The sequence below is a fragment of the Dokdonia ponticola genome (genome assembly GCF_042653865.1).
GTDB lineage: Bacteria > Bacteroidota > Bacteroidia > Flavobacteriales > Flavobacteriaceae > Dokdonia > Dokdonia ponticola.
In genome coordinates this window covers 93,913-113,082 of sequence record NZ_JBHSFV010000010.1, presented here as the reverse complement: position 1 = coordinate 113,082, position 19,170 = coordinate 93,913, and the positions used below count along the sequence as shown (strand labels likewise).

Here is a 19,170-nt window from a genome sequence, read left to right as displayed (position 1 = left end):
ATTTTAAACCAAAAAACCGACACTGTGTAGTGTCGGTTTTAAAGTTTTCGCGAAAGCGAAAATATATACTATGCTAAGAGATTAGTTAAAGATATAACGTACTCCTATTTGTGCTTGCCATCTTGAAGACTGAAGACCAAAATCATCAATCTCTTCTACATTAAGACCTGTTGGGTTACCAGCATCATCATATGTAAGTATACTATCTACAAAGCTAAAAACAGGTGTGCTATCTGAAGTAGATACCGTTTGTAATGGCTGAACGTTGCTACGTACAAAATTACGAACACCCCATTCTTTGTTGATTAAGTTTGTAAAGTTGAAGATATCAAAAGATAATTGTAACGTATGCTTCTTCTCTCCTGATCTGAAGTAGATATCTTGTAAAATTTTTAAATCTACTACGTGATTCCAAGGCCCTCTAGATGCGTTACGCTCTGCGTACTCACCTCTACGTGACTTTAAGTAATCATCATTTTCAATGAAGAAGTTAAGACGCTCCCATTGTTGTGCTTGCTCAGCAGCATCTCCTGAGAAGATAATCTCACTAGCATTAGCTGGAACATAAATCAATGCGTTATCTCTAGAATCATCATTTAAAAGATCACGCCCTTCTCTGTAAGTAAAGCTATAAGGTCTTGATTGCGCTCCTTCATAGAAAAGTCCAACGGTAGTCTTTCCTCCAAATTCTCCACCGTACTCAATCTCGTAAGATGCGTTTGCAGAAATACGGCTTCCTAAAGCAAAATCAGAACGAGATAATGGAATATCAGAGTTCTTACCATTTACTGTCTGAATACCTCTCCACTGAGAACTGTTTTGAGAAGAAGTACCATCAAAGATTTTCTTAGACTCTCCATATGCATAAGAGACTTGCCCTTGGAAACCATTTTGGAATGGCTTTCTTATGGTAAGAGATGCGTTTGTAGCATATCCTTCACTCGTGTTTGATGCTAGGATAATTCTTCCATACGTATCATCTATTTCATCACCTCTGTTGTAAAATGGTCTTGTATCTGCTCCTACATAAGATCCTACAGGGTCTTTTAGGTTCAAGTTCTCATATCTAATATCTGTTAAAACATCAGTGTATGTGAAGTCAGCAGTAGCAACTAATCCCCATATTGGTAATTTTTGATCTACAGCAATATTAAACTTAGATACTTGAGGTAATTTAAAGTCTTCAGCAAAAAGATCAATATTACCACCTACACCTCCTGTTCCAGCTGGAACAACTTGTGTTTGTTGGTTAACATCTGGTTGGAAAGCTACTTGTCCAAAAAGGAAACTAAATCCTCCAGTGACACCATTGTTATTATACGTTCCTCCTGGCCATACTAAAGGTAATCTTGAAGTAAATACTCCAACACCCCCACGTACTTGTGTTGTATTATTATCAAATACATCCCAGTTAAATCCGATACGAGGTGCGATATGAGCAGATGGAGTTACATTAGGTCCTACACGAGCCCCTTGTAAATCTTTCCCTTCTGCTTCCAATAAAGGAATTGTACGTCTATTAAAATCAGCATTTGCTGTTCCGTCTTCCCAATAAGGAATATCTACACGAATACCTGCTGTTAACTTAAAGTTATCAGCCACTTGCACTTCATCCTGTACATAGAATCCAGCTTGGAATGTTCCAAAATCTGCAGATCCTGCAGACTCATCACCTACCGCACCATCACCTACAAGAGAATACCCGTGTTGGTATACATCTGCATTTTGTCCTGTTAAGAACTGGTTAAGACCTGAAGATACTAAGTTTCCATCGTCATCAAATTGATCTTCAAATGTGTAATCTCCAAAGTTAAAGGCAAAGAATAAGTTCTTTGCAGAAGCCCACTCTAAGTTCGCTCCCAATGTCACTGTATGACGTCCAGCAAAAATCTCAAAGTTGTTGTTGATAGTAAAGATATCTTGCTCTAGTAAGTTAGCCGTTGAAAAAGGCTCTGCTCCAAATGAAAGTGTACCAGCACCATCTTGAATATCTACTGTAGGAAATGGATTCCCAGCAGGGTCACGGTCATCACTTACTCTTGTATATCCTACTTTAAGGTTGTTGGCAAATTTTGATCCAAAAGTCGCATTCCACTCAAAAGCTCCAGAATATGTGTTTGTTTCAAACAACTCAGATCCGTTAATGAATCCAATGTTTCTATTTCCAGAACTACGTGCTTCAAGGTTTTCAGCTTGAACAACGCCTAAACGTAAATATAATTTGTGATTTTGACTTGCGTTTAAATCTAAACGTAAGTTAAATTTATCACTATCTAACGTTCTTGTGTTTGCATCAAAAATCCCAGGATTGTATCCGTATTCTGACTGTAAGAAGTTTGTCAATGTATTGATATCTTCTAAAGAAGAATTCCCTGTGTAGTTTGAAAACGTAAAAGGTTGTGGCGTTTCATCTTCTTGACGCTCATAGTTTACAAAAACAAATAATTTGTCTTTAATAATAGGACCTCCTACACGTACACCATAGGTTAGTGCAGAAAACTCATCTAGGCTTTCACGACTGTCACCTTCATTCACAAGATCTACTGGCGTCTTACCAGCTAAACTCTCGTTTCTGTAAAATCCATAAGCCGATCCTTCCCAATTATTAGATCCAGCACGCGTTACTGCGTTTATAGATCCTCCTGAGAATCCTGATTGACGTACATCAAAAGGGGCAAGGTTAATCTGAAAAGATTCAATAGCATCTACAGAAAAAGGATTTACACCTGTTTGACCTCCATTGGTTCCTGATCCTGCAAGACCAAATACATCGTTGTTTACAGCACCATCAATATAAATTGCGTTGTAACGGTTGTTTTGTCCAGCTAGAGAGATAGAAAAACCATCATCTCCTTCTGAAAGTTGTGCAGATGGCGTCACACGCGCAAAATCTGCGATAGATCTAGATACTGTAGGTAATGTGTTAATGTCACGCTCAGAAATAGAAGTCTCAGAACCCGTTTTATTACTGTTAAAAATTCCATTATTTTGTGCAGTAATTACGATTTCATCAAGCGCATTGGCAGATTCTGCCATAGTAGTACTAATACGCTTAGACTCCCCTAAAGAAAGACTAAACCCATTATTTGTAAAATCTTCAAAACCTACATATGATATCGTTAGGTTGTAAGGCCCTCCCGATTTCATGTTAGTAATACGGTAAAAACCGTCAAAATCTGTAACGGCTCCATAAACAGAACCTGTTGGTAGGTGAGTAGCAATAATGTTGGCCCCTGGTAATGGACTCTCATTATTATCTAATACTCGACCGTTAATCGAACTCGTAGTTACCCCTTGTGCAAATGACACCGCTGTCATAAAGAAAAGAGCAATTACGGATAAAAATGTAATTTTCTTCATAATGAATTGATTGAATTAAGCAACGCAAAACTAATCAATTCTTCTATCTGTTAAGATTATCACAACGTTAATTAATTAACATTAATGCTGTTTTTATAAACATAATGCATTAATCACCAATAAATTGTAATTATTAATAAAAAATTGCAATTATCAATAACTAATTCTTACTTTTTTATGCTTTTTTATACGAAATTAACAACTGCTTTGTAGACGCGTCATGTACAGAGGATTCGACATCATCAAAGTCTCTAAGTACTTGTTTAGCAAGTTGTTTACCCAATTCCACACCCCATTGATCATAACTGTAAATATTCCAAATGACGCCTTGCACAAAAATTTTATGCTCATACATAGCGACTAAAGCGCCTAAAGTCTTTGGAGAAAGTGTATTTATGAGATACGTAGTAGTTGGTTTATTTCCTTCAAAAACCTTAAAAGGGGTAAGCTGCTCTATACGCTTTCGCGAAAGCGGACTTTCCCTTAATTCTTCTGTTACTTGAGCCTCCGTTTTACCATTCATCAAAGCCTCTGTCTGTGCAAAAAAGTTAGCCATCAGTTTATCATGATGATCTACATTGCCATGAAGACTTTTCTTAAACCCTATAAAATCAGCAGGAATCAATTTTGTTCCTTGGTGAATTAGTTGAAAAAATGCGTGTTGTGAGTTGGTGCCTGGTTCACCCCATATAATATTTCCTGTTTCATATCCAACTGGGTTTCCATTGCGGTCTACACTTTTCCCATTACTTTCCATAATGGCTTGCTGTAAATAGGCGGGTAATCTATGTAAGTATTGTGTATACGGAATAACAGCTTCACTCTCGGCACCGAAGAAGTTATTATACCAAACACTTAATAAAGCAGTAATTACGGGTATATTTTCGTCGAAAGGCTGTTCTTTGAAATGGATATCCATCTCTTGGGCACCTCTCAACAAATCTTCAAAATGATCATATCCTACAGCTAGTGCAATAGAAAGCCCAACTGAACTCCAAAGAGAAAAACGACCCCCTACCCAATTCCACATAGGAAAAATATTTTCTGATGCAATTCCAAAATTTTGAACGGCTTCTAGATTGGTAGATACGGCTACAAAATGACTTCCTACAGCTTCTTCCCCCAACTGATCTACAAACCAAGCACGCACCGTAGTGGCATTACTCAGTGTCTCTTGTGTGGTAAAGGTTTTTGAAACGATCACAAAAAGAGTTGTCTCAGGATCAAGATCTTTTATAGTTTCCATCACATGATCCCCATCTACATTCGAGATGAAGTGTGTGGTCAAATGATTTTTATAATACTGTAATGCCTCTACGACCATCACAGGTCCTAAATCTGATCCTCCTATACCTATATTGACAACATCAGTAATCGTTTTACCAGTAGCTCCTGTATGTGTGCCTTCTATAATACTCTTTGTAAAAGTCTTTATAGCGTTACGCACGCCCGCAACTTCTTCTTTATGGTAGGCTGTAGCTGAAAAGTCTCGTAAAGCAGTATGCATTACAGGACGATCCTCAGTTTTATTTATGGCTTCTCCTCCATAATAACTAGCAATTGCTTCTGAAAGACCCACTTCTTCCGCCAGTTCAATGAGAAGTGATTTGGTTTCTTCTGTAATTCTATTTTTACTGTAATCTACAAGAAAGTCCTGCCATTGTATCGTAAATGTTGCTGCTCTACCTTGATCTTTGAAAAGCTCCTTAAGGTGTGTGTCCCTTATGGTATCAAAATGTAATTGTAATTTCTTCCAAGCATTTGTTTCTGTTGGGTTGATATTCATCATTGGGTAGTCTTTACTATAGATTATTATAAATCTTGTTCTTGAAGTGCATTAGAAGCACCTATACCTTCTTCACTGTCTGTTGTAAAAGGAATAGTCTCTAATTGTTTTTGCAGCGGCTTCATAATACTGTCAAATATAGGCCTAAGCTCATCAGCTAATGGCTCTGATGCAGGTAAGTCTTCTTTAAAAGGATCAACTTGTCTTCCATTTTTCCAAAAGCGATAACATACATGAGGGCCTCCGGTATTTCCAGTCATCCCAATAGTCCCTATAACATCGCCTTGTCTTACAAAATCACCCACGCGCACACTTCTTTTTTGCATGTGTAAATATTGGGTCTCATAGGTTCCATTATGCCGTATTTTTACATAATTTCCATTACCTCCTTTACGTTCTGATTTTGTAACAGTTCCATCTGCCGTAGCAAGAATAGGGGTCCCAATACCGCCGGCAAAGTCAGTTCCTTTATGAGGTCGTACTTTATAACCGTAATATTTAATACGTCTTTTCAGATTATATCTAGAGGAAACTCTATTAAATTTCAGAGGGCCTTTTAGGAAAGCACGTCTTAGGTTATCACCATTTTCATCAAAATAATCAGAACCTCCAGGAAGAGAATCGTTTTGGAAATGATACGCGTATACAGACCTTCCTTTATGCTCAAAAACACTTGCTTTAATTCTTCCAATACCTGCCGGAACAGTATCATTCACAAAGCGTTCTTCATAAATCACTTTAAACCGATCTCCTTCCTGAAGTTTAAAGAAATCTATGGTCCATGCATAAATATCAGCCATTCTGTAAGCAACTAAAACATTGGTATCTAGCTCATCAAAAGTAGAGGACAAATTACTACTAATGACACCTGATATTTCTTTTTCTACAATAGTGATAGGGTGTGATTTTTCTTCTGCTATAACCTCATCTTGAAAATCTACTACGACGTAATCTTCTCTATTTTTTTCATAAATAAAGACTTGTGCCTTTTCTAAGGAATCCTTCGATTTTAGTAACACATAGGGCTTTCCTGCCTTTATCTTACGCGTGTCAAAAACGTCTTGTATCGTATCTGATATTTGTTGTATGGTACCATATCCTACATGGGAATCAAAAAGGATTTTTCCAAAACTATCCCCAGATTTCACCGTGTCTCGTTCTACAATATAATTGTCTAGAACATATCCATAAGCCTCTACAGATGGCTCTTCAACCATTTGCTCCTCAAAAACAGGTGCGGGTTTCTCTTCTTTATCACCACAAGCAATAAAGCTAATTGCTAGCAATGCTATTGTAAAAATGGTTACTAATCTCACAGGTTTTATCATCTGTCCTTTATACATCTTGTCCCCAGTTTGCTAATTCTTCTGTAGTCCAAACCTCTGGAAAAAATATTCTGCGTTGATACTTAGGGTGCATATATTTTGTCCATTCACTTCCTCCTGTTGCTTCGACCACATGTTCTCCATTATTCAAGTAATGATTTGCTGTGTGGTAGTGTGACATCACCCAAGTTACATTGACCGTATAGTCATAGTGTCTCATTGCTTTTAACAATGTTGGATTATTTCGATCTGCTTCAGATAGTGATTTGAATTTTGCATACAAATTTATAGTATTATATTCTTTTGTAAATGCTATAAACTCATTTTTATATTTTTCTTCAAATGCATACAACAAATAACTCTTTTTACCCGTGTTATAGTCTTTTCCAGCGGCTTGCCAATACAAATGTTCTAAGGCATGCTCATAGGGCGTATTTCTATCTATGGTTTCGCGAAAGCGTGCGTCTATCAAATTGATCAAATCGGTGCTTGCAAATTCTATCTTTCTATATTGTGCGCTTTGAAATCCGCTGGCAGGGGTTAACGTCTTTCTGAATTTCATATACTGCTCAAGATCCATCCCGTCTTTCATTATTGTAAAGGAAGAGGTCAGTATATCAAAATAACGACTTATACGCCCCAAGCGTGAGGCAAAAAAATCAACCGTAAGATTTTTGTGATGTGCGACTTGTTCTATTTCCCAAAGTACCATTTTAAAGAGAAGTTCATTAACTTGATGATACATGATGAATACATTCTCATCTGGAAAATTTGTACGTGGTAGTTGGAGATTCAGTAATGCATCTGTATGGATATAATCCCAATAGGTAATGGGCTTGCTCTGTAATAAACCTTCCAGATGATCATCAAGGTCTTGATCTATTTTTTCATATTTATCATCAAGAGCATCAATAATGCGCTCAATATCTGGTTCGATTTTTTTCTTCATAGAATTTGGTTAATTATCTACTACAATCTTAAAGGAATGCTTGAGTCCTTTAAAAGCCTCAAGATCTGCTTTTAGGGACCCTACAGCGAGACTAGCTTTGATACGAATAGGCACCTTGTTTTCATCATCACTCACCCAAACCGTAAGACTTTCTTGCTCTTTAAAGACGCGCCCAGATTGCACCAAAGGTCTAAATTTAAGGCATCTTATTTTACCAAACTCCGTATTCATGACCTCACGTCCTAAAAAACGAAGCTTAAAAGGATAATTCTCACTATCAAAAAACATAGTAACACTTGTTTCATCTCCTTCTTTAAGCTTTGAAGTATCTAGGTGGTTGCGTAAATAATAAAAAGCTGACACCATATCTTGCACGTCAACAGCGGCATCTACAGTAGTACGAGTATTATGCTTCCTATTGAAAATATGTGCTTTATGATTTTTTTGATCAAAGTCTATGACTTTATCTTTGGTATGCCCTCCTTCATCTATTTTTCGAATGAACTTATAGGGTAAATCTGTTTCTTTATCTATATAGCTTTCGTAATAATCTTCTACTTTGAAAAACCATCTAGAAATACCGCTCGTTTCTCCAAATCCTTTTACGTGATAAACAGGAATATCTTTGTACTTTGCTTCTTCAACGGTGAGTGTAGCATATCCAGCAGTAATCAATCCGTAATGTACTCTAAATTTGAACCACTCGCCTTCTTGATAGGCTGGTTTTATTTCCTGTGCATTTCCTACCAAAGCAATTAGTGTAAAAACACCTATGAATAATAATTGTCTAATATGATGTACTAATATTCTCATGCTTGGCACTATTTGGTTATCTAGGGGCTTATTTACAATAGTTATTCCAAAAATACTATAATAAAAAACTTCGCCCTATAAAGGACGAAGTTTTTATATAAATATTGTGTTAAGCTCCTTATAAAATTATAACGTACCCCTTTGCTCTTGTTCTCGCTCTATAGATTCAAAAAGGGCCTTAAAGTTTCCTGCACCAAATCCTTTAGCTCCCATACGCTGAATAATTTCAAAAAACAAGGTAGGTCGGTCTTCTAGAGGTTTTGTGAAAATCTGAAGCAAGTATCCATCCTCATCAGCATCTACAAGAATAGAGAGCTCTTGTAGTTTTTCAATGTCTTCTTTCATTACTTTCATGTGCTCCCCGAGTCGTTGTGGGATATCATCATAATAGGTTTGCGGTGGTGGCGGTAAAAACTCAATCCCGCGAGCTTTTAATTGTGCTACGGTTTTAATAATATCATCGGTAGCCATAGCGAGGTGTTGTACCCCTGCGCCTTCATAAAAATCTAGATATTCCTCAATCTGAGATTTTTTAGGTGCTTTAGCAGGTTCATTGATTGGGAACTTGATACGCCCATTCCCATTACTCATCACCTTACTCATTAATGCAGAGTACTCTGTGTGAATTTGTTTATCATCAAACGACAGGAAATTGACAAATCCCATCACATCTTCATACCACTTTACCCAAGTATTCATTTGTCCCCAACCAACATTTCCTACCATATGATCTATATATTTAAGACCTGTTGGCGAGGGATTATAGTCAGATTTCCATGCTCTAAACCCTGGTAAAAAAGTTCCTTTGTAGTTCTTACGTTCTACAAACATATGTACCGTCTCCCCATAGGTATAAATTCCTGCACGTACCGTCTCCCCATGCTCATCGGTTTCGACTTTAGGTTCCATATATGATTTTGCACCTCTTTTAGTTGTTTCTTCATACGATTTTCGGGCATCATCAACCCAAAGAGCAACCACTTTCACCCCATCTCCATGCTTGACAATATGATCATTAATAGGAGATTTACTATTTAAGGGAGTTGTCAAAACAATTCTGATCTTATCTTGCTTTAACACATAACTCACCTCATCTCTAGACCCTGTTTCCAATCCTTTATACGCATACGATTGAAATCCAAAAGCAGTTTTATAAAAATGAGCTGCTTGCTTTGCATTCCCCACATAAAACTCCACATAATCCGTCCCTAAGAGGGGTAAGAAATCTTGTGCTCCTTCAAATATTTTTTCCAGTCCGTAATTTACGGGTTGTATATCCTTACTCATGATCCTTGATTTTCTTTACTATTTTATTTGACTTTTTGTGTTGAAAATATCAACACGTCTGTATTCTCTTTATACGCTTTCGCGAACCTGCCTGACGGTAGGCAGGAGCGTACTATTATTAATTAAAATTTGAATTAATGATCCAACCATGATTTGTGATAGTCCTCATCGGCGATTTCCATAGCGGCTTCACACACTTTTAAAGGCTTAAAAGTGTCTACCATCACCGCCAATTCTTCAGTACCTTCTTTTCCTATACTCTTCTCTACCGTCCCAGGGTGTGGACCATGTGGGATTCCTGCGGGATGTAATGAAATATGCCCAGCATCCACATCGGCTCTACTCATAAAATCACCATCTACATAATACAATACCTCGTCACTGTCTATATTACTATGATTATACGGCGCCGGAATACTTTGTGGATGGTAATCGTACTTACGAGGCACAAAACTGCACACTACAAACGCATCCGTCTCAAAGGTTTGATGTACTGGTGGCGGTTGGTGAATCCTACCTGTAATCGGTTCGAAATCATGGATACTAAACGCGTACGGATAGTTATATCCATCATATCCTACCACATCAAAAGGATGTGCCGCATAGATCATTTCAAAAATGTCATCTTGTTTTTTGACTTTGATTAAGAAATCTCCTTTCTCATCATTGGTCTCTAACTCATATGGCTGACGTAAATCACGCTCACAAAACGGGGAGTGTTCTAATAATTGACCAAACCAATTACGATAGCGTTTAGGTGTATAAATAGGTCGGCGTGACTCTACAATAAAGAGTCGGTTGTCTTCTGTATCAAAATCTATTTTATAAATCACCCCTCGCGGAATCAGCAAATAATCGCCATATTTAAAATCCAAATTCCCTAAATGCGTACGTAGTTTTCCTGATCCTTTATGAATAAACAAAAGTTCATCAGCGTCGGTATTTTTATAAAAATAGGCTTGCGTTTTTTGTTTAGGTGCTGCTAGAATGATGGTACAATCACTATTGGTCAACACAGGTTTACGACTCTCCAGATAATCCTGTTCTGGTTTGATCTGAAACCCTCTAAACCGATAAGATTTTATACTGTTTTCCAAGGCAATTTTTGGCGCTACAGAGTATTGCTTACGGATTTCTTTGACTTGCGTAGGACGGTGTACATGATAACTATTGGTACTCATCCCATCAAAACCAATGGTTCCAAATAATTGTTCTGAATACAGCTCTCCGTTAGGTTTACGGAACTGCGTATGGCGTTTAGGAGGAATCTCTCCTAAGGTATGATAAAAAGGCATGATGTTGTAAAAATTTAGATTGCTATTAAAGGTACTTAAATTCGAGCAATCAACTACTATTCTGGATTCCTCTTGATAAGAAATTTCAGTAATAATGGAAGGTATGTCCAGCTTTTGTTTGACATCGCAGTAAAGATACGGAAAAAGTTGGAAGCTGAAACACTGAAGTAAGGAGTTCTAAACTGATTGAATACGCTTTCGCGAAAGCGTATTTTTGAAGATTACCCTGCGGTTAAAACTCAAACCGTAATTGCACATCAATCTCTTTTTCTTTAGGGATTTGCTTGGTCTTTTTCTTATCTTCTGTATTCAAATTGGAAAGAGAAATCCCCAATAATCGCACACTATCCTTCATTTTTTCTTGGTACAATAATTCTTTGGCGGTTCCTAGAATCACATCTTTGGTGCGTACATAATAATCCAATGTTCTGCTACGCGTTTGAAGAGTGAAATCAGAGTATTTAATCTTAAGAGTCAGCGTTTTTCCAGCTACTTTACTTTTTGAAAGTCGTTTTTCTACCTCTTCAGCAATATGATCTAAACGCTCCATCATAAAGACTTCGGAGGTGATGTTTTCAGAAAATGTACGCTCCGCAGCGAGGGATTTCCGAATCCGATTGGGTTTTACTTGACTGTATTGAATCCCTCGCACAATATCATAATAATACGCTCCACTTTTTCCAAAATGCTGCTCTAGATATTCTTTGGATTTATTTTTCATATCCAGCCCTGTAAAAATCCCCTTTTGGTACATTTTTTCGGCGGTTACCTTCCCGATTCCATAAAACTTACGAATATCTAAAGTTTCTAAAAACGCTACCACCTCCTCGGGAGGAATCGTTTTCTGCCCATTAGGCTTATTGATATCGCTGGCGACCTTAGCCACAAACTTATTAATACTGATGCCCGCCGAAGCATTCAACCCTGTTTTCTCTTTTATTTTTTGACGTATCCATGTCGCAATCACTGTGGCGCTGGGCATACCCACTTTATTTTCGGTCACATCCAGATAGGCTTCATCAAGGGATAAGGGCTCTACAAGATCTGTGAATTCATGAAAAACTTCTCGTATTTGTTTGGATACTTCGTTATATCTCGCAAAATCCGAACGCACAAAAATAAGCTCGGGACATAATTTACGCGCTAGCACGCCGCTCATGGCACTTCGCACCCCGAATTTACGCGCTTCATAACTCGCCGCACTCACTACACCACGCTCACCTCCACCGCCGACAGCAATCGCTTTTCCTCGTAAACTAGGATCATCCAACTGCGCCACAGACGCATAAAATGCATCCATATCTACATGAATAATTTTACGAATAGGCAGGGAAGTTTCCATGACATGCAAGGTACGGATAAGCCTAGAAGTTTTCAACCCTCATTCTATATTAGAACTTCGTAGTGAAACTTAAAAAAGCAATAAAATATGGTGTTTTCTGAGTTTTAGCATAGTGCAGCTATGGTAAAACTCAAAAAGATAGTGTAACGATCTATTTTGAAGCTTTTTCAAGTTGTAATAGATTTTCTAATGCGGAATAAGGGTTTAATAAATATTGTACATTTGAGATATGCCAAAAACAGCCATCATATTAGGTGCCACAGGACTTACAGGAGGCCTCTTAACCGAGCTTCTCATCAATGATCCTGCCTATTCAAAAATCAAACTCTTTACCAGAAGACCTACCACATTTTCCAGCCCTAAAATAGAAGAGATTATATGTGATCTCCTTGAATTAGAAACCGCCAAAGAAAATTTTACGGGCGATGTCGTTTTTTGCTGTATCGGCACCACAAAAGCAAAAACACCCGATCGAGACCAATATCATAAGATTGATTACGGCATTCCGCTAGAAGCAGCACAACTTGCTAAAGAGAACAACATAGACACCTTCATGGTAATTTCTTCCATGGGCACTTCTGCCAAAAGTCCGTTTTTCTACGTCCGTACCAAAGGAGAAATGGAACGTGATGTCCTAAAAATAGGGATCTCGCAAACCTATATTATAAAACCAGCCTTTATCAATGGCCGTCCCGATGAAGATCGAAAAGGCGAAAAAACACTTAAATTTTTTATGAAAGTAATGGACTTTTTTATGGTAGGGCCTCTTAAAAAATACAAATCCATACAGGGACTACAAATCGCCGAAGCCATGGCATATCTAGGAACACACGACTACAAAGAGCAGAATGTGTTCAATGAGCAAATCAAAACACTAAGTAATGCCTATAGAATTTGACCACATTACGGCTCCTTCAAAAAACCTTGAAGCTTCCATTGCATTCTATAAAAAGATAGGAATGACGCTTATCGAAGTAGAACCTAAGCATCATGCCCACTTTGAAAATAAAGAACATCACACCATCTTTACCGTGTATTACAACACAAAACGCCCAGAGAAGGAGGTCATTATTTACTTTGAAGTCACCCATATTGAGTGGTTGGAAGTCCGCTTTCGCGAACCTGCCTCGCCGACAGGCAGGAGCAAAAACTTCGTAAAAACAGCCATCACTGCTTCATGGGGAGGTAACGAACTTCACTTGAAAGACCCTGACGGAAATTATGTAATTTTATATCAAAAGAATCAGGTAGAAAACATTCCACCTTGGCAAACCGCAACACATGAATCTTAATCAAATCACCATACCCTCTATAAACGTTACACAATCCGTCCGTTTTTACGAACAGCTAGGATTACACCTCATCGTTCACGTACCAGAGCAATATGCGCGATTTGAATGCCCCGATGGGGATAGTACGTTTTCTATTCATAAAATAACCAAATTACCTTCGGGAGAAGGGGTCATTGTATATTTTGAAATAGAAGATCTCGACAAAAAGGTAAAAGAGCTAAAAAATTTAGATGAACATACGATTCATTTTGACCTTCTTCCTACAGACCAGCCATGGTTGTGGAGAGAAGCACGATTGAAAGATCCCGACGGCAATCAGCTTATTTTATACCATGCAGGAAAGAATAGGAAGAATCCGCCATGGCGAATTGGAAGTAGTGTCAAGACAGAAAAAGATTCCCGTCTTCACGGGAATGACACGAAAGAAATAGAACGTAAATTTTTACTCACATCAGATGCTTTTAAAAAAGAGGCTAAGACAGCAACGCGCATTACGCAAGGATATCTTAGTACAGCCCCTGAACGTACGGTGCGTGTTCGCAAAAAAGGAGACAAAGGGTTTCTCACGATAAAAGGAAAGTCAAATGAGAGTGGTATGACGCGTGTTGAAGTGGAGGAAGAGATCGCTTTCGCGAAAGCGGAAACACTCCTCAAACTCTGCCTTCCCGGGATCATAGATAAAACCCGATACGAAGTCAGTAGCGGGCAACACACCTGGGAAATTGACGAATTTCATGGGGCGAATACGGGGCTGCTTCTCGCCGAAATCGAACTCTCACACGAGGATGAATCTTTCTCAAAACCTTCTTGGATCGGAGAGGAAGTCACTGGAGATAATAGATATTATAATTCGTACATCAGTGATCATTCCTATACACTCTGGACCTAAAATAACACAATATGAAAACAAGTATCACCTTCCTTTCACTCATCCTTTTATGTATTTCTTGTGCACAAACTAAAAATCAGAAACAAGAAAAACTCACTGCTACTGAACAATCTTCTGTAGATAAAAAGGCTTCTGTAGCTTCTCAAATCGCACGATTAAAAGCAGATGGCTTTCAGATTTTTGATTATGTAGATGAAAAAACAGGAGATACGGTGATTATGCAACAATACTTCATGGCATTTTTAAAAAGCGGTCCTAACCGAGATCAATCGGAAGAAGAGGCTGCAAAGCTTCAAGAAGCACACATGGCACATCTTGGTCGTATGTACGAAGAAGGATATGCTGATATTTCGGGGCCATTTGATGATGACGGAGAGTTACGCGGTATTACCATATATAATGTACCTACCCTAAAAATGGCAGATAGCCTAGCTCATCTAGACCCTATGATGAAAGCTGGTAGATTGGTTGTGGAGATCAAACCTTGGTGGGCTGGAAAAGGGTATCCGTTACGGTAAAATTATGTCTATTATTGTATATGGAACTTTCTATTTATGGTTTACATTAAACACCATTAAGTACAATAGTATTTTTATTTACAAATCATCTGCTGTTCCTTTTACTGCTGGTTTAATGTTTTTTGGCAAATGAGATTTTAACATCTTTAATGTTTGTATCGCTGTTCCTCTTCCTATTATTACATCATTACTAGAACGAACTTCATACTTTCCCTTTTCATCAATGATTGGAATTACGATTGGTATATCATATGTATATGGATACCCTGTACATCTACTAAAACAAAGTCTCATTAAACTAGTAAAAGGAAACAATTTTCCAATAATTTCATCCTGTTTAGCAATTTCTATAAATTCTTGAAAATCCTTGAAAATCTCATTTTTCAGATATGAATTCCATGCATATTCTACCGCCCTATTTTCATCGAAAGCTATTGCTTTTTTGTTTGGCTTGACCCATATAAATGTTTCTGATAATTCGTTTGTAGAAACATCATTTAAAAGCCAAAAGTCAACTACCCTCACCAACTCATTTAATTCATTTGTTTGTCCATTTGCAAGGCAAACCCCATCTCTCCAAAAATCAGGCAGAAAAACATGCTTCTTCCCTGCTAAGTAAATTTGAGAAAATTTGTTCCTATACTCTACTAGTGCATATGTCAAAGGAAATTTATCTATTGATTCGCTTTCCTGCACCCTTAACGGTGATTTTATTTTTGCAAACTCACTATTAAGAGCATTATTTATGTTTCCGTATTTTTCTATTTCAAGATACATCCCCTATTACTTTTCTTTACATACACTCACCAAAATCTAATCACACCCCCTTCAATAAACGTTTGTCAAAAACAATAGGAAACTCATCTACAATCTTAACCTCAGAAAAATCAGGATGCCTAGGATTAAGCAGTATATTTTCATCCATAGTATTGATTGCAGAAGGCACTGTAAGGCACAAAAAATTAGCCTGAGTCACAAATTGATCTCCTATATCTAATACCTTAGGATGCTCTGATCTATGTATCCAATCTTCAGGTAACTCCTCTAATGTAATGCGACCTGTAGCTATCGTATCTGGAAATTCCAATACGATAATTTTTAAATCTTTAGGAAATACATACACGGGAATATGCACTAGTTTTTCAAGCATCGCCAGCGAGCTATTCGCTGCTGCATATAGCATAGAGGTCCCTCTGCGGTTCCATCTTCCACCATACAAACGTGCCCCTTCTCCAGAAAGGTCTTGGGCATAAGTGTCTTTGGCAATTCTATATACACGCATCCCTACACAACAATACCATGAGCCATCCTATCAAGGAGTACTTCTACAGAGTCTATACCGTATTTTGTGTCTAGCATTGATAAAGGCGTTTGGTTTTCAAAAGCATAATTGGGAATACTTAACCATTTTCTAAACGCTTCTTTACTTCCAAAAAAATCCCAGCCTTTTTCAAAGAGAATAGATACTTCAAGAATTCGTTCTGTTTGAGGCGTAGATAATCGTTTTTTATCCTTGTGAATACGCTCTAAGGTGCGCTCAGAAATATGAAGTAATTGAGCAAGTTCTTGTTTTGAAAAATCAAAAGCCTCTACAGCCAATAAAAATTTTGGATAAGACAACCCTTCTCTAGAAACGTGAACTAATCGTAAGGTGGAACGATCTCTTACTGGGGTATGACCCATGATAACTGCGGGTTCTGAAACTCCAGAAATGTCAATATCACTTCCTGAAACTAAGTTTTGAACTAAGTTTTCAGATGTATTATATACCGTATCGTCACTCATAATCTTCTAAATTTACACAAAGATAAGAAATTTGTCGTGAATATAACGACATTTGTTTTATTTTAAGATTTTGTAACTTTTATTTGCTGTTTCAACTGATTTCCTTCGGCATCTACCACCGTTATTATATAGTCTCCTTCTTCGGGTAAAACGGCTAATTCATGGAAGGTTTCCGTATCTCCTATAAAGATATCATTTAGATACCAAAACACCTTCGTATCTGGACGACGATGTGCTAGCTTTAAAATCAAATCATTGCGTTTTCCATCAAAATCTTTTGGTAAGATAATATCCTCGTTCTTTTTTGGGTATATAAAAGACATAGGTTGCTCTCCTAACATATCACAATCAGGGTGTATAGATGGTAATTCTTTATACTCAGGATGCTTACTCGCATAGTAATAAGCAATCGCAGGAGAGAGTACAAACCGCACTTCAGAGGTCATTTGATCTAACGCATAACAATCTGAATTCACACGATAATTTCCAGAAGCAGTCACATATATTTGTTTGTGATACGTGCAAGACACACTGTGAATACCAGCCTCTGGAACTAATATTTGTTTTGTCTCTGGACAATACACACTTGCTAAGTTGCCACTTTTTGAGCACACACTAACTTCGGTAAGGGCATCAAAGGGTTTGGAAAACCAAGTCCCTTTATTAGGAAGTGTTCGTAATACATCAAAAAACAAAGGTGCTGCTGCTTGTATACCTGTTATACCTGGTCTCCCTTCGCCATCTGCATTGCCTACCCATACCCCAATGGCATATTGCGGAGTAACCCCCACGGCCCATGCATCTTTAAATCCATAACTTGTTCCCGTTTTCCAGGCAATAGGTTGTGCGTCCTCATAAAACTGCCAATTTTCCTCGCCAGTAGGTCTATTGACTTCCCGCAGTGTTTCTAAGGTATGATAAATCGCTCCAGCATCAAAAATAGAAGGATCTGCAAAAAGAGGCTCCTCATGAGAAGTGTGAGGGATGTAAGAATATCCTTGAAAAGCGGTTTTGGTATATTCACTAGAGGTCGCCGTATAGGTATTTAAAGTATGTGCTAGCCCTGCATAGGTTTTGGTCACTTCCCACAAACTACTCTCAGCCCCACCTAAAATAAGAGAAAGCCCATAGTAATTAGCTGACTTATCAATATGTTCAATTTCCATCTCTTGTAAATTAGTATAAAATTTATCCAATCCATACCTACGTAACATTCGTACCGCAGGTACATTAAGAGACCTTGCTAAAGCATTGCTAGCCGGAACCACCCCTTGAAACTCTTTGTCAAAATTTTGAGGTTGGTATCCATTAATATACGTCGGAATATCCAACACCAAACTCTCTGGCAAAATATCACCCGCATCCAACATTCCTGCATATAGTAAGGGTTTCAACACACTTCCTGTGCTTCTAGGACGCATCACAATATCCACATCTTTTTGATGCTGACTCTTGGTAGGGGCGTTACCCACATAGCCTATCACTTCTTTGGTAGCAACATCCATCACAACCATGGCGAGGTTATAAATCTCATTTTGCTGCAATTGTGTATAATGCGCTTCTGCCAATCGATTCAAATCTCTTTGCACATCACGCTGAATGGTCGTTTTAATACGTTTTCCGTTATGTTCTTTGCGGATTTGTTCGGTGAGATGTGATGCTACTTGTGGTAATGCATAGGGTTTTCCAGGCAATTCTTCTAAGATAGAAAGTTGATATGTACGCTCATCAATAATTCCTTTTTTCCATAGCTTTTCTAAAAGTTGATTCCGCTTTCGCGAAAGCGTACCCTCATTCTTTCCCGGTCGTACCATCGACGGATTATTAGGCAGTACTGCCAGTGCCGCACTTTGCCCCCAACTCAGTTGATGCGCCGGAAGCCTAAAATATCGCCAAGCAGCAGTTTCTAGCCCTACCACATTCCCACCAAAAGGGGCATACGTGGCATACATAGCTAGAATCTCATCCTTTGAATATTTGGTTTCTAGACGTGTGGCTTTTACAAGTTCTAACAGCTTTTCTGCATACGTACGTTTATTATTTTTTCGTGAAAGCCTGATCACTTGTTGCGTAAGGGTGCTTCCCCCGCGTCGTTTATCTGTGGTAAGATTTCCATAGATGGCTTTTCCCATTGCTACCGGATTAAAGCCAGGATGGGTATAGAAATACTCGTCTTCAAACAACAACAAACTCTGCTCAAACCGATACGGCACACTATCTAACGTAGGAAATCGCCATTGCCCATCATCAGCAATACGGGCTCCTAACAAATCCCCCGCACTACTCTCCACCACCGTCGATGTAGGATCTTTAAACAAAGTCGCTGGCAAGCAAAACAACCAATACAAAACTACCAACACAAACACCGAAAGCTTGATTTTATGCTTTGTAAGCTTGAGAATGATATGTTGTTTTTTAATGTTCACGTGTGATTTTAAGCGTTATTTTTGGATTGTTATTTTTGTTTTATTTTGATATCTCTACCCCTTCCGTCTATTCTTCCACTTCGTTTCAGAATAGCCACCTTCC

General features: G+C 38.1%; 16 protein-coding genes and 1 pseudogene. 5 read left to right on the top strand and 12 right to left on the bottom strand.

Going from position 1 to position 19,170, the window contains the following annotated elements; translation table 11 throughout:
• Nucleotides 1-81: 81 nt before the first annotated feature.
• From ACFO3O_RS15750 to dinB, 8 genes are all read right to left on the bottom strand, one after another.
• Nucleotides 82-3,360 carry a TonB-dependent receptor gene (locus ACFO3O_RS15750; protein WP_379980513.1) on the bottom strand — a complete coding sequence of 1,093 codons (3,279 nt, stop codon included), beginning with the start codon at nucleotides 3,358-3,360 and terminating at the stop codon, nucleotides 82-84.
• Nucleotides 3,361-3,535: 175 nt separating this feature from the next.
• On the bottom strand, nucleotides 3,536-5,149 hold the full coding sequence (gene pgi / locus ACFO3O_RS15745; protein ID WP_379980511.1) for a glucose-6-phosphate isomerase: 1,614 nt from the start codon (nucleotides 5,147-5,149) through the stop codon (nucleotides 3,536-3,538).
• A 23-nt stretch (nucleotides 5,150-5,172) separates the two neighbouring features.
• A complete protein-coding gene (locus tag ACFO3O_RS15740) occupies nucleotides 5,173-6,462 on the bottom strand; it encodes a peptidoglycan DD-metalloendopeptidase family protein (protein ID WP_379980509.1) in 1,290 nt (429 codons plus the stop codon).
• Between the two features lie 19 nt (nucleotides 6,463-6,481).
• Complete coding sequence (locus ACFO3O_RS15735) at nucleotides 6,482-7,420, bottom strand: tryptophan 2,3-dioxygenase family protein (RefSeq protein ID WP_379980507.1); 939 nt, start codon at nucleotides 7,418-7,420, stop codon at nucleotides 6,482-6,484.
• Nucleotides 7,421-7,429: 9 nt separating this feature from the next.
• Nucleotides 7,430-8,233, bottom strand: coding sequence for a DUF3108 domain-containing protein (locus tag ACFO3O_RS15730; protein WP_379980505.1), 804 nt, complete (start codon nucleotides 8,231-8,233; stop codon nucleotides 7,430-7,432).
• A 126-nt stretch (nucleotides 8,234-8,359) separates the two neighbouring features.
• Nucleotides 8,360-9,520: a 4-hydroxyphenylpyruvate dioxygenase gene (gene hppD / locus ACFO3O_RS15725; protein WP_379980503.1), complete on the bottom strand. Its 1,161-nt coding sequence runs from the start codon at nucleotides 9,518-9,520 to the stop codon at nucleotides 8,360-8,362.
• Nucleotides 9,521-9,654: 134 nt separating this feature from the next.
• Nucleotides 9,655-10,815, bottom strand: coding sequence for a homogentisate 1,2-dioxygenase (locus ACFO3O_RS15720; RefSeq protein WP_379980501.1), 1,161 nt, complete (start codon nucleotides 10,813-10,815; stop codon nucleotides 9,655-9,657).
• A gap of 232 nt (nucleotides 10,816-11,047) precedes the next feature.
• Nucleotides 11,048-12,157, bottom strand: a complete 1,110-nt coding sequence (gene dinB / locus ACFO3O_RS15715; protein WP_379980499.1) for a DNA polymerase IV — start codon at nucleotides 12,155-12,157, stop codon at nucleotides 11,048-11,050.
• Between the two features lie 229 nt (nucleotides 12,158-12,386).
• Between dinB and ACFO3O_RS15710 the strand changes: the two genes are divergently transcribed.
• From ACFO3O_RS15710 to ACFO3O_RS15690, 5 genes and pseudogenes are all read left to right on the top strand, one after another.
• Nucleotides 12,387-13,055, top strand: a complete 669-nt coding sequence (locus ACFO3O_RS15710) for an NAD(P)H-binding protein (protein ID WP_379980497.1) — start codon at nucleotides 12,387-12,389, stop codon at nucleotides 13,053-13,055.
• Complete coding sequence (locus ACFO3O_RS15705; RefSeq protein ID WP_379980495.1) at nucleotides 13,039-13,449, top strand: VOC family protein; 411 nt, start codon at nucleotides 13,039-13,041, stop codon at nucleotides 13,447-13,449. Before ACFO3O_RS15710 ends, ACFO3O_RS15705 begins: the two co-directional genes overlap by 17 nt.
• A pseudogene (locus ACFO3O_RS15700) lies at nucleotides 13,439-13,711 on the top strand (VOC family protein); the annotation flags it as partial. The gene ACFO3O_RS15705 and the pseudogene ACFO3O_RS15700, both read left to right, overlap by 11 nt.
• A gap of 105 nt (nucleotides 13,712-13,816) precedes the next feature.
• Nucleotides 13,817-14,338, top strand: coding sequence for a CYTH domain-containing protein (locus tag ACFO3O_RS15695; RefSeq protein ID WP_379980793.1), 522 nt, complete (start codon nucleotides 13,817-13,819; stop codon nucleotides 14,336-14,338).
• Nucleotides 14,339-14,349: 11 nt separating this feature from the next.
• Nucleotides 14,350-14,856, top strand: a complete 507-nt coding sequence (locus ACFO3O_RS15690; protein WP_379980493.1) for a YciI family protein — start codon at nucleotides 14,350-14,352, stop codon at nucleotides 14,854-14,856.
• Between the two features lie 78 nt (nucleotides 14,857-14,934).
• Here the strand turns inward: ACFO3O_RS15690 and ACFO3O_RS15685 are convergent, their stop codons facing one another.
• From ACFO3O_RS15685 to pbpC, 4 genes are all read right to left on the bottom strand, one after another.
• Entirely contained in the window at nucleotides 14,935-15,633 is a 699-nt protein-coding gene (locus ACFO3O_RS15685; protein ID WP_379980491.1) for a DUF6193 family natural product biosynthesis protein, read from the bottom strand.
• A 40-nt stretch (nucleotides 15,634-15,673) separates the two neighbouring features.
• Nucleotides 15,674-16,138 carry an RES family NAD+ phosphorylase gene (locus tag ACFO3O_RS15680; protein WP_379980489.1) on the bottom strand — a complete coding sequence of 155 codons (465 nt, stop codon included), beginning with the start codon at nucleotides 16,136-16,138 and terminating at the stop codon, nucleotides 15,674-15,676.
• 2 nt (nucleotides 16,139-16,140) lie between these two features.
• Nucleotides 16,141-16,641: a type II RES/Xre toxin-antitoxin system antitoxin gene (gene parS, locus ACFO3O_RS15675; protein WP_379980487.1), complete on the bottom strand. Its 501-nt coding sequence runs from the start codon at nucleotides 16,639-16,641 to the stop codon at nucleotides 16,141-16,143.
• A gap of 62 nt (nucleotides 16,642-16,703) precedes the next feature.
• On the bottom strand, nucleotides 16,704-19,061 hold the full coding sequence (pbpC, locus tag ACFO3O_RS15670) for a penicillin-binding protein 1C (protein ID WP_379980791.1): 2,358 nt from the start codon (nucleotides 19,059-19,061) through the stop codon (nucleotides 16,704-16,706).
• Between the last annotated feature and the right edge of the window lie 109 nt (nucleotides 19,062-19,170).